Genomic DNA, 12,139 nt, shown 5'->3' with positions numbered 1-12,139 from the left:
GTCGAATAAGGTGCGGTGTGGGTCGAATAAAGTGCGGTGTAGGTCGAATAAAGTGCGGTGTAGGTCGAATAAGGTACGGTGTAGGTCGAATAAAGTATGGTGTAGGTCGAATAAGGTGCGGTGTGGGTCGAATAAAGTGCGGTGTAGGTCGAATAAAGTGCGGTGTAGGTCGAATAAGGTACGGTGTGGGTCGAATAAAGTGCGGTGTGGGTCGAATAAAGTGCGGTTCAGCTCGAATGAAGTGCGGGAAAGGAAGAAAAAACTGCGGGAACGGCTGAAAAAATAGCTCCGTACGTCGAAAAAGTACAGTAAGGGCTGAAATCTCAATGGATTGAAGAAAAGTGAGACTCGCCTGCCGAAAAACTAGCTAGTGAGACCCCGGTGGCGCGTGTTTTGATGCAGCTTGGCAAGGCAGTCGGCGGAAAGGGAGCGGGTTATTGAAAATAATTGGCATGTTTTTTCGATTCCAGGCAAACTGTATTTTCTTATTGTGCATTTATTGCGGGCCAAATGAATATCTATAAAACTTCTTGGATGGTTTTTACTTTTGGAAATATATGTGCTAAAAGAATGGTTTTTCTTGTGAAAGAAGGAATTTGCTTTTTATTAAAGAAAATATATTAACATGTTCTTGTTTATTGACAAAGATAGGGGGTAAGTAAAAAGTAACGAGTTAATAAAAAAATCATGAGGGCCGAATTGAGAGTTAACTGAGAATGGTAGGTAGGTATTTTCAATTAGAAAAAGCGGTTTTAATGTATTACATAAAAAACAGAAAAAGCTATAGTACAGGCTAAACTAGAAGTTTATAAGGATTTTTCCAAATATCAAAAAGGGTATTCATTTTAAATAATTTAGTGTATAATAAAGAAAATGAATTACTTATTTAAAATTATTTCAAATTAGAGTGGTACTTATGAATACTAATAGTAGATTTCCCCTCATAGATCACCGATTCTATATTTAGGGAGTGTGAGTAAACATGGTAACATTATATACATCACCTAGTTGTACTTCATGCAGGAAAGCAAAAGCATGGTTAGAGGAACATGAGATTGGTTATAAAGAAAGAAACATTTTTTCAGAACCGTTAACGATTGATGAGATTAAAGAAATTCTTCGAATGACTGAAGATGGAACCGATGAAATCATTTCAACACGGTCAAAAACTTTCCAAAAGTTAAACGTAAATTTAGAGAGCCTGCCTCTTCAAGAATTATATAAATTGATCAAGGAAAATCCAGGTCTGTTAAGACGTCCGATTATCCTGGACGAGAAACGGCTTCAAGTTGGTTATAACGAAGATGAGATAAGACGCTTTTTACCACGTAAAGTTCGTACCTTCCAGCTACGGGAAGCACAACGTATGGTCAACTAATAAGGTCTTTCAAGCTCTGCCAGGAAATGTGCAGGGCTTTTTCTTTATACATAATCGTTTTTCCGCTGATTTTTTTTACTTAATGAAGGGTATCATAACAGGATTCATAGGCGACACCAGATTTTTCGGATTTGCAGCATGTCCCTTGAACCGGTCATCATTTAAAGAAAAAATAAGAATGCACCTCATCATGCCGTGTATATAATAAGGCATTAATGTTAGTACGTTTAAAATTGAAGAAAGCATTATGATAGTTGCATGCGGATGAATTTTTTTATAGAATGAATGGAATATTAGGCAAACAATTGTTTTTTAGATATGTAATGTTTTTTATTTCCCTTCTTCAAGGTTTTGTCATAAAATGATGTAAAATAGTCTGTTTTAATGACTATCATGATTTACAGTATTCACTTACGGGTAAAGAGCTTTTAAGAGCAATTTTCGCTTGGGGGTTATTATCCCTTCAAAATGAGAAAGGAAGGGAGAGGGGAATCATGGAAATCGAACGCATTAATGACGATACAGTTAAATTTTATATTTCCTATATAGATATTGAGGAAAGAGGCTTTGATCGCGAAGAAATTTGGTACAGCCGCGAGCGAAGTGAGGAACTTTTTTGGGAAATGATGGATGAAGTGCATCAAGAAGAAGAATTCATGATTGAAGGACCTTTATGGATTCAAGTTCAAGCCCTTGAAAAAGGCTTGGAAGTTTTGGTCACAAAAGCCCAGCTTGCCAAAGATGGTCAGAAGCTCGAGCTGCCTCTTTCAGATGATAAGTTAAGGGATTTGAATGTATCAGACAAGATGGATACGCTTCTTGATCAACATTTTCATGGGAAAGATGAAGAAAGCGGTATGACATTTGAAGATGGTATGATTGAATTCATCACGATATTCGAGGATTTTGAAGATGTCATTTCATTAAGCAAGCGTCATGGCTTGGATGACTGGACGACAAAACTTTATGTTTATCAGAATAAATATTATCTTTATATCGAATTTTCCGAGGCTGAGATTGATGAGGAAGAAATCGATAATGTTCTAAGTCTTTTATTGGAATATAGTCAGGAGTCACCTATAACGGTGCACATGCTTGAAGAGTACGGGAAGATAGTTATCGAAAATGATGTATTCACAACGGTCGATAAATATTTCGCATAGTCTGTTGAGGCCGATTTCAGTAGAAATCGGCCTTTTCGTCCAAGAATGAGTGTTTTACGGTTTATCATGTGCCTGTGTTTGTTAATTGGAGGTAGTCTAGGTGAAGAATATAGTTGGCATTGGTCTGCTTATTCTCTTGTTGGTCGGCTCTTGGTATTTTCTAATAAATGGCGTCGATGGCAGGGTGATTTTTTATTCCAGCGTTATATTGACCCTTTTCCTGGTGATAATTGGATTCAACATTTTCCTGGAAAACAGAGATCCAATTGAGACCATAACATGGCTGGTTATTTTTGGCGCTTTCCCATTCATCGGTTTCATTTTTTACTTTTTGTTTGGCCGTAATTTTCGGAAAGAAAGGATATTTCGCAAGAAGTACTTTTTGGATAAACAGAGTTTCGTGAAAATAAGTGGCGAGGCCGAGTATGATGACCGAATTATGGAAATGGGCGATACCCCTCAGCAGTTAATCACTCTTGCAAATAGGCTGGGGAATAGCCCTATTTCATTTACGACTGAAACCCGGGTTTTAAGGAATGGTGATGAGACATTTGCCAATATCATCGAAGAATTAAAAAAAGCCACACATCATATTCATTTAGAATATTATATTGTTAGGGATGACCGCATTGGCGGTTTGCTGAAGGACATCTTGATACAAAAAGTAAAAGAAGGGGTAGAGGTCCGATTTCTCTTTGATGCGGTTGGTTCCTGGAAGTTAGCTCGTTCATATATCGATGAACTGAGGAGTGCGGGAGCTGAAATGGTTGCTTTTGGTCCGTTGCATCTCCCTTTATTAAATAATACATTCAACTTTCGCAACCATCGTAAAATAATTGTGATAGATGGCTCTGTCGGTTTCGTAGGCGGTCTCAATATTGGGGATGAATATTTGGGACAAGATCAGAAATTCGGTTCTTGGCGGGATACGCATCTTATCATAAAGGGGGAAGCGGTCAGGACTTTACAGCTCATATTTCTGCAGGATTGGTATTATAGCACCAATAATAGTTTTTTAAGTGATGAATATCTCATGGCTAGCCTGCCGAACCACCATGGACATGGCGGAGTTCAATTGATTGGCGGCGGGCCGGATAGTGAGTGGACGATCATTAAAAGCATTTTTTTTAAAATGATTGCTTCGGCAGAAAAGTCCGTCTGGATTGCATCTCCGTATTTCGTTCCTGATGACGATATCTTTCAAGCGTTGAAGGTAGCTGCTTTAAGTGGTTTGGATGTCAGGCTGCTCGTACCGAAGAACCCCGATAAACGTATCGTATTTCATGCTTCGAGAACGTATTTTCCCGAGTTGCTCGCTTCCGGAGTTCGTATATTCCAATATAATGAGGGTTTCATGCATAGTAAAATCATCATCGTTGATGACCAACTGGCGTCAATTGGGACAACCAATATGGATATGAGAAGCTTTCACCTGAATTTCGAAGTCAACGCTTTTCTCTACAGGACGGAAAGTACTCGGCAGCTGGTGAATGATTTTTTGGAAGATATAAAGGTATCTCAAGAAGTGGAGATTGATGCTTTTTCTAAACGAAATTTCGGTTTGAAAGTATTGGAGTCCACATGTCGATTGCTTTCACCCCTTCTTTAGATAGTAACTTTCCTTTATGCCGATCAGGCATTTTTTTTTTGCGGATTAAAAGGAATCCTAAGTGAAGCAGGCGAATGTAGTGGATGAGGAGGAGATGTATGCTAACTGCGATAAAGAAAGATGGAACTTGGATTACCCTTCCTGAAAAGATACCGGCAAACGAGATTGATGAATGGAAAAGGTCAGCAGATTATTACTGTCCATGCTGCAAGATGGAAATGACCATCAAAGCGGGAAACGTCAGGATCCCTCATTTCGCACATAAAAATAGTTCTTCATGCCGTGCTACTTCAGAACCGGAATCCGCCTATCATTTAATGGGAAAAAGAAAATTGTTTCAGTGGTTATTGTCACATGGTTACCAAGCGGATTTAGAAGCCTACCTTCCTGAAATTAAGAAAAGGGCTGATATTTTAGCTGTGATAGGAGGCAATCGCTATGCAATAGAATTTCAATGCTCAGTGATCCCCGAGGTGGAATTCATGGAAAGGACACGAGCCTACCAAAGCATAGGCATCATGCCAATCTGGATCCTCGCTGCAAAACGCTTAAAAAGGAAAAGCTTGTATGAATTCAGTTTAACCCGCTTCCAATGGCTCTTCGTCACCGGCAGCTTCCATCATCCGTTTCTTTGGATGTATTGCCCGGAAACTGATCATTTATCAGTATTGAAGAACCTCACCCCGTTTACTCCTAGAACCGTCTTTGCCGAATTGACAACAGCTTCTTTAAAGCTCCTTCCCCCTAGTCGGGCATTGCCCCAAGATTGCTTTGGTTTCCCTTTTCTGCCTGCGTGGAGATATAAACGAAATGGCTGGTCCCTGCATCGAGTAAAGACAGCACGAAGATGCGATCCCTTTTTCGAAGAGCTTTATTCACATCATATTACACCTGCGACACTTCCCATTGAAGTGGGTGTTCCCGTCAAAGGGATGCTGTTGATCGATACTGCCTCGATCGAATGGCAAGCAAGGTTATACATGGATGTGTTTCAAGAGAAAAGAACAGGGGAAAAGATTTCTATGGCTGATATTATCTGGATTTTTAGAAAGCGCTCAATAAAAGGGGAAATAAAGTTCAGGCCGTTGCCATTGCTTCATGAAAAACCAATCGAGTATCCTGTAGGTCAATATATCATGCTTTTGGAGCAATTGGGTTATCTATCAAAGCTTGAAAAAGGGGTCTTTAAAGTTGAAAGGGAATTTACCCTTGCCTTCACCAGTGATCAAGCCCGAATTTTGGAAAAAAATTTCTATGATAAGCATAAATGGATGATGGAAAAGGGGAATATCCAGTATAATCAGTGATAACTTCTCTGTTTATCTTGAATTCAGATGAAATGGCAGGATTATTTTTGTTAATGGAGAAATAGTAATAAGAGCTGGGAATGATAAGCTTTAAAAGGAATGGACGCCGAATGAAGCATTGCGGCGTCTATCCGGTTTACGAGTTAGCCCAATGGCAAGTTTCTATAGAATGAGGAGGAATTTTTTTATGGCACAGGAAACAAAAACGAATACATTACCCTCAAGAAGTGAAATAGCTCCTGAAGATACTTGGAGACTGGAAGATATCTTCGCAACCGAGGAAGATTGGGAAGCTGCTTTCAAAGCGGTAAAGGAAGACCTCAAGAAAGCGGAGGCACATAAAGGGACGTTGGGTGAAAGCGCAGAAAAGTTATTCGCGGCGCTTCAACTCCAAGATGAAGTATTCGAGAAGCTAGGGAAAGTTTATTCTTATTCACATATGCGCAATGATCAAGATACAACCAATCCTTTTTATCAAGGGATGGAGGATCGGGCTAAAGCTTTATATGCCCAGGCAGCGGCTGCGTTTTCATATATGGTTCCTGAACTATTGAGTATTGACGAAAGTAAAGTGGAAGGGTTTTTGGAAGAAAAGGAAGAATTGAAATTATACAAGCATTCTTTAGAGGAAATTAATCTTCAGAGACCACATATCTTATCTGCAGAGCAGGAAGAATTATTGGCGCAGGCATCAGAAGTACTCGATGCATCGGGCAATACTTTCGGTATGCTTAACAATGCCGATTTGAAATTCCCGACCATCAAGGATGAAAAGGGAAATGAAGTGGAAATAACTCACGGGAGGTATATCAGTTTTCTTGAAAGTGAAGATCGCCGTGTACGTGAGGAGGCATTTAAGGGGGTATACAGCAAGTATGGGGAGTTCCGCAATACATTTGCTTCAACCCTGTCTGGTGAGGTGAAAAACCATAACTTCAATGCCACGGTTCGAAAATATGATTCAGCACGCCAAGCGGCGTTAAGTAATAACAACATTCCGGAGACTGTTTACGATAATCTCGTTAAAACGGTCAATGACAACTTGCCATTACTTCACCGTTATCTTGATTTACGTAAAAAAGTACTGCAATTAGATGAACTTCATATGTATGATCTATTCACTCCTCTTGTTAAAGAAGTGAAGATGGAGGTTACATATGACGAGGCCAAGGATTATGTCCTTAAAGGACTTGCTCCGCTTGGAGAGGATTATTTGAACGTTTTGAAAGAGGGATTTGAAAACCGTTGGGTCGATGTGCATGAAAACAAAGGGAAACGAAGTGGTGCCTATTCTTCTGGTACATACGGGACGAATCCTTATATTTTAATGAACTGGCAAAATAACGTCAATAACTTATTCACGCTCGTTCATGAGTTTGGACATTCGGTCCATAGCTACTATACACGTAAATATCAGCCATACCCATATGGGAATTATTCAATATTTGTAGCGGAAGTTGCATCGACTTGTAATGAAAACCTGTTGAATGATTATTTATTGAATTCAATCGAAGATGAAAAGAAACGCATTTATTTATTGAATCATTACCTGGAAGGTTTCCGCGGCACATTGTTCCGGCAAACGATGTTTGCAGAGTTTGAACATACCATCCATTTGAAGGCTCAAAATGGGGAAGCGTTGACAGCGGATATGCTTACTAAGGAATATTATGAGCTGAACAAAAAATACTTTGGCGAGAATGTGACCATTGATGAAGAAATCGGTTTGGAATGGGCGCGTATACCACACTTCTACTATAATTACTATGTTTATCAATATGCGACTGGAATCAGTGCAGCAACAGCATTGAGCAAGCAAATCCTTGAAGAAGGAGAGCCTGCTGTCAAAAGGTATCTGGAATTCTTGAAGTCAGGAAGTTCCGATTATCCGATTGAAGTACTCAAAAAGGCGGGTGTCGATATGACAAAAGCCGAGCCTGTACAAGAAGCCATGAATGTATTCGAAGAAAAATTAAATGAGTTGGAAGAGCTTTTGAATAAATAGGAAGTGAAAAGGACCCGAGCACTGCCGGGTCCTTTTCATCATATATGGATGTCCGTCATAATCCTTTAAAACGATTTCTCTGATTTAAGCTATGAAGAATTATAAAGAAAACAAAAAATAAAATAGGGGAGGTAAAATACAGAGGAATGAGGTTCATGATACCGAGTAGCTGGATAAATAGCGACCCTATCAAGAGTATGAGTAGAATAAAGACTTTCAATTTGGTCACCTCCAACCTGGCAGCAGAAAAAGCTCATCTGCTCTTTATTAGATAGTATGTTTTAGATAAAGCAGTATTCTAAGAATATGACAATAATGTGAAATTGCGCACAAAGTTCTTGCAATTAAGATGTGTAATCTGCTATAGTACAGATATAGAAGTTATCACATCCCAAACATATACCCCTTTGTTTGTTCGTCGTGAAATTTCTCCCATCCCCTTATTCGTATAAATAGATGAAAACCCCAGCAAATTTAGCGGTTTGCCGGGGTTTTTCATTTGCTTGAAAAGTAAAAAGAATTAAATGATCGGCTTTAAGTTAAAAAAGGCTTAGGCAATTATAAAGATAATGTGATAAATTTCACAAATAGATGTATTTTTAATCTAGATAGATACTAATCGGATATCAAAAACACTTATAGCTTTAAATAAAAAGGGCTCTTATTTAGCTATATATCGGAAGAAATAATAAAAAAATGAAAAAATATATTGTGAACAATTTGTGAAAAGTTACACATATAGTTGAAACGTAAATAGTTTATCTGTTATATTATTTATTGTGAAGTGAATCACAAACAAACTTATACCCCTTTGTTTGATCGTGAAAAATTTCTCCCATCCCCTTATTTTCTTATAAAAAGCCATGCAGTCTTTTGGATTGCGTGGTTTTTCCTTTCATATAACAAAGAAGCAGTCAAATTCATGACTGCTTCTTTATATATCTCCAAAACGTTCCGTATTTAGCTGGTATCTTCTCTGCCACCTGTTTTAAAACAAGCTTTTTCATTTCCAACTCGACGTTATTCTTATTCATATTATAAACGGTTTCAATTTCCTTCGTGGCCACTAGTTTGAAACAGCTTAAAAACTCTTCGAGAGTGGGGGGTGGTGCAGGGGCTGGAAGACCATTCAGCATATCTTCTAAAATTTGAACATATACCTCGTAAGAATAGACACCTGAAACTTTTATTCCCTCTTCTTCAATATTTTGATTGAAAAAGACAAGGGAAGGTATTTCAGTCACTTCCATTTCGCTGGTGATTTTCATATCACATTGAAAGCCTTTGGCGGCACTGGAAGAATTGATGTCATAAAGGAATTCTTCCACATCCAATCCAACCAGCTTGGCACATTCGGTCAAGACTTCGATGTTGGATATATCCTTTTTTCCTATGAATAGATATTCTTGAAGCTGCCTTAAAAAGCGAATGGCCAATTTACGGCCCTGCAATTCCGCTGCTTTTATTGCGATGGAAGCTGTATATGGAGAAGAGATTGGGTTTTCAGACCAAAGGCTTCCGTCGCAGGACATTCCCGAGCGGCTGGCTGTCTTTTCCCAAACTTGAGCAATGTTTTCATAATTTTTATTTTTCCCCATATTAAGAGAATCGATTTTACCGCTTAAAACATGGCGTAAACTGAACAATTGGCCATATTCTATCTGTAATTTCCTAATAATTGGTTCTAAGCCCCAGCATTCGGGACAAAGTGGATCAACAAAAACATAAATTTCAATTGGCTTTTTTCCTATATCGTAGCAATGCTGCGTCTTGATCCAATCGGAAATATTGAAAACTGGTTTTTGTGCGCTCAACTGCCTTCTCCTTTCCCGTCAGTTCCGGATGTATTGATCATATGCTGTGCCGTCAAATAGAGTCGGTGATAGAAAAACTCCCTAATCTCACCTTCAAGGCCAACTTCGTCCATAGCTTGATACATGCATGAGAGCCATGCTTTCGCACGTTCTGGTGTAATTTCAAAAGGTATATGTCGAGCCCGCAACATAGGATGGCCATGCTCTTCTGTATATAAAGAGGGACCGCCTAAATATTGAGTCATAAATTGTTTTTGCTTACGGACCGTTTCAGTTAAATCGTCAGGGAATATTGGCTGCAGATCCGGGTGTTGACTAACGTTGGAGTAAAACACATCAATTAACTTGTGTAATTGCCCTTCTCCAATCAATTCATATGGTGTAGGGTTCCCTTGCATCATGTTGATTACTCCTTTTAAAGAAAGATGGTTGATATTTATTCATATTTTATCAATGACGTCCTGATATAACAAATATATAGCTTAAAGAAAATTTTACATCTGTAGTATGACACAGGGGAATGAGCCGGAAATGACAGGGTTTTGGGGTGCTTTACGAGTTGTTAACAATTCATGGAAAAAGAATATAAAGACATGAAAAAACTGACCCGTCACAAATAAACAGGGTCAGCTTGCTTTAACTTGAAAATGTGCCATAAACTTTCTGAACATAGTTCTGAGTTTCTCTAAAGGGGGGGATGCCGTTATATTTATCTACGTTTCCGGGCCCTGCATTATAAGCAGCAAGGGCCATCTGGATGTCCCCGTCATAACGTGCCATCATTTGACTTAAATATTTACTCCCGCCCATGATGTTTTGTTCCGGATCGGTTGCATCATCCACCCCAAGGCTTTTTGCAGTTGCTGGCATTAACTGCATAAGGCCAGTTGCACCCGCATAACTGGTGGCTTCAGGGTTAAAGTTCGATTCTTGTTTAATGACGGACTTAATCAGTTTTTCCGGGAGATTATATAAGCTGGCCGCCTGGCTGATGATATGATCATAGTTTGTTGCCGTTTCACTGCTCTGATTGTCAGCAGGGGCAGTGGATACCGGGTTGATGTTCATGGATGTCAGGCCGCCAGGTTGAAGGAAGGACTTCGTTTCGGCTTCTATGCGTGATAAAAGGGAACCCAATGTCTGCGAAGCGCCTTCAAGAGCATCACCCGAAACCAGTTCAGAGAGCATGTCCTGGAAAATGGATCGAGAGGAATTTGCATTTGTGTTGTTGCCATTTGTGAATTGCTGGATTGCCTGCAATTCCATGAACGTTTTGAAATCTTGAATTTTCAAACTCTCCACCTCCGAATGGGTTCAAACAGGATTATTTTTGGAATTTGGCGCGATAAAACCTCTTCACTTTATTTTCGGTTTCCCTTACCGGAATTTGAAGGGTTTCAAGGAGGGTCAGGAAATTTTTTTTGCCGGCGTTTGCATCCGTCACTTCATATTCAAGCTCAAAGTCTTCCTGATTCAAATAGGAACTATGATCTAAAACAAGTAAACCCTCTTTATAAGGGAATTCAAAACGGTCCGTCTTTAATGTGCCAAAGCAGGTAAAGTCTTTCGGATCAATTCCGGATTCGAGGATAAGAAGTTGGATCTCGCCATAAGGGAATGTGTTATGATTCAGAAACGCATATGCGGTTTCTTCAGAGATATCTTGATTCGTCTCCAATAATCCTTCTGTAGCGGGCTGTTTTAAAGTCAGCTCATAACGCCCGTTTTTCTCGCGGATCCTAAGGGCAGAGTCTTTATTTTTCAAAGTGAATCCGAGTGTATCGAAATAATGATTTTTCTGTGTTTTAAAGTTCGATGCCCCGACATGAAAGTATTCGATCAGTTGATGAAATTCCTTTTCGCTTAAGAGGTTTTTAAATTCAATTTCAATATGCTGGTTCATTTGTTCCATCCCTTCTGGCTGATTCTTAGGTTAATCATATAAGAACCATTCCAGCTGTCAAATTGAATTCAATAATTTTTTGCTATTATACTTGAATATTTAGGAATCAATTGCAGGATATGATAAAATATAAACGTTAAGCATGAGAAATGGTATATCGTATTTATAGAAATTTAATACATAACTTTTTGCTAGAAAGATTTAATAGGATCCAGTGGTGAATTGGCATGAAGTCATGTGACTGCTGGATTTAGGAGAGCGTTCTGCCCATACCAGAGTTGAACAGGCGCTTTTTAGATAGATATAGGTGGTGTGGCAATGGAGAGTTGGGACGATTTCTTGGCGCCTTATACTCAGGCTGTCGAAGAATTAAAGGTTAAGCTAAAAGGATTAAGGAAACAGTTTGAGAGAGAGAATATTCACTCACCGATCGAATTTGTAACAGGCAGGGTAAAGCCGATTGTCAGCATTTTGGATAAGGCGAGCCTGAAGGATATTCCCATTGATAAATTGGGAACGGAAATACAGGATATTGCAGGACTTCGGATGATGTGCCAGTTCGTGGATGATATCGAACAGGTAGTTGAACTATTACGAGGCCGCAATGACTTCGAGATAGTCGAGGAGAGAAACTATATTTCCCATAAAAAAGCAAGCGGCTACCGTTCTTATCATGTTGTAATCCGCTATCCGGTCCAGACGATCCATGGTGAAAAAAATATCCTTGCCGAAATTCAAATCAGGACTCTTGCAATGAACTTTTGGGCGACGATCGAACATTCTTTAAATTATAAATATAAAGGCATTTTCCCGGAGGATATTCAACTGCGACTCAAACGTGCAGCTGAAGCTGCCTTCCTGCTTGATGCAGAGATGTCGCAAATCCGTACAGAAATCCAGGAAGCACAGCGTCTTTTTTCCAGGAAAAAAGATTCTTGAACGCATAAATGGGTAAACGAG

10 protein-coding genes are annotated in these 12,139 nt (G+C 39.2%); 6 read left to right on the top strand and 4 right to left on the bottom strand.

Annotation, left to right across the window (positions count from 1 at the left end; translation table 11 throughout):
* Nucleotides 1–982: 982 nt before the first annotated feature.
* The 5 genes from spxA to pepF all read left to right on the top strand — a co-directional run bounded on the left by spxA (nt 983) and on the right by pepF (nt 7,462).
* Complete coding sequence (gene spxA, locus ACFVS1_RS15535; protein WP_034314502.1) at nt 983–1,378, top strand: transcriptional regulator SpxA; 396 nt, start codon at nt 983–985, stop codon at nt 1,376–1,378.
* A gap of 494 nt (nt 1,379–1,872) precedes the next feature.
* On the top strand, nt 1,873–2,541 hold the full coding sequence (gene mecA, locus ACFVS1_RS15530) for an adaptor protein MecA (protein WP_063232180.1): 669 nt from the start codon (nt 1,873–1,875) through the stop codon (nt 2,539–2,541).
* Nucleotides 2,542–2,641: 100 nt separating this feature from the next.
* The gene (gene cls, locus ACFVS1_RS15525) at nt 2,642–4,150 is read left to right on the top strand and encodes a cardiolipin synthase (protein WP_387548620.1); all 1,509 of its coding nucleotides are present in this window, start codon (nt 2,642–2,644) and stop codon (nt 4,148–4,150) included.
* 98 nt (nt 4,151–4,248) lie between these two features.
* Nucleotides 4,249–5,457, top strand: coding sequence for a competence protein CoiA (locus ACFVS1_RS15520; RefSeq protein WP_387548618.1), 1,209 nt, complete (start codon nt 4,249–4,251; stop codon nt 5,455–5,457).
* Between the two features lie 187 nt (nt 5,458–5,644).
* The gene (pepF, locus tag ACFVS1_RS15515; RefSeq protein ID WP_241590608.1) at nt 5,645–7,462 is read left to right on the top strand and encodes an oligoendopeptidase F; all 1,818 of its coding nucleotides are present in this window, start codon (nt 5,645–5,647) and stop codon (nt 7,460–7,462) included.
* 920 nt (nt 7,463–8,382) lie between these two features.
* Here pepF and ACFVS1_RS15510 read toward each other — a convergent pair.
* The 4 genes from ACFVS1_RS15510 to ACFVS1_RS15495 all read right to left on the bottom strand — a co-directional run bounded on the left by ACFVS1_RS15510 (nt 8,383) and on the right by ACFVS1_RS15495 (nt 11,179).
* Complete coding sequence (locus ACFVS1_RS15510) at nt 8,383–9,276, bottom strand: ClpXP adapter SpxH family protein (protein ID WP_387548616.1); 894 nt, start codon at nt 9,274–9,276, stop codon at nt 8,383–8,385.
* Nucleotides 9,273–9,677 (bottom strand): globin domain-containing protein, encoded by a 405-nt coding sequence (locus tag ACFVS1_RS15505; protein WP_048686552.1) that lies wholly within the window; start codon nt 9,675–9,677, stop codon nt 9,273–9,275. The genes ACFVS1_RS15510 and ACFVS1_RS15505 overlap by 4 nt, the downstream gene beginning before the upstream one ends.
* A 235-nt stretch (nt 9,678–9,912) precedes the next feature.
* The gene (locus ACFVS1_RS15500) at nt 9,913–10,578 is read right to left on the bottom strand and encodes a lytic transglycosylase domain-containing protein (RefSeq protein ID WP_483878253.1); all 666 of its coding nucleotides are present in this window, start codon (nt 10,576–10,578) and stop codon (nt 9,913–9,915) included.
* Between the two features lie 22 nt (nt 10,579–10,600).
* Nucleotides 10,601–11,179, bottom strand: coding sequence for a CYTH domain-containing protein (locus tag ACFVS1_RS15495; RefSeq protein ID WP_387548612.1), 579 nt, complete (start codon nt 11,177–11,179; stop codon nt 10,601–10,603).
* A gap of 318 nt (nt 11,180–11,497) precedes the next feature.
* Here ACFVS1_RS15495 and yjbM point away from each other — a divergent pair, with 318 nt between their 5' ends.
* Entirely contained in the window at nt 11,498–12,118 is a 621-nt protein-coding gene (gene yjbM, locus ACFVS1_RS15490) for a GTP diphosphokinase (protein WP_034314484.1), read from the top strand.
* The last annotated feature ends 21 nt before the right edge of the window (nt 12,119–12,139 follow it).

Source organism: Peribacillus sp. NPDC058075, from assembly GCF_042885195.1.
GTDB lineage: Bacteria > Bacillota > Bacilli > Bacillales > DSM-1321 > Peribacillus.
The sequence above is the reverse complement of the archived record's forward strand: the minus strand, read 5'-3'. Positions and strand labels throughout refer to the sequence as shown.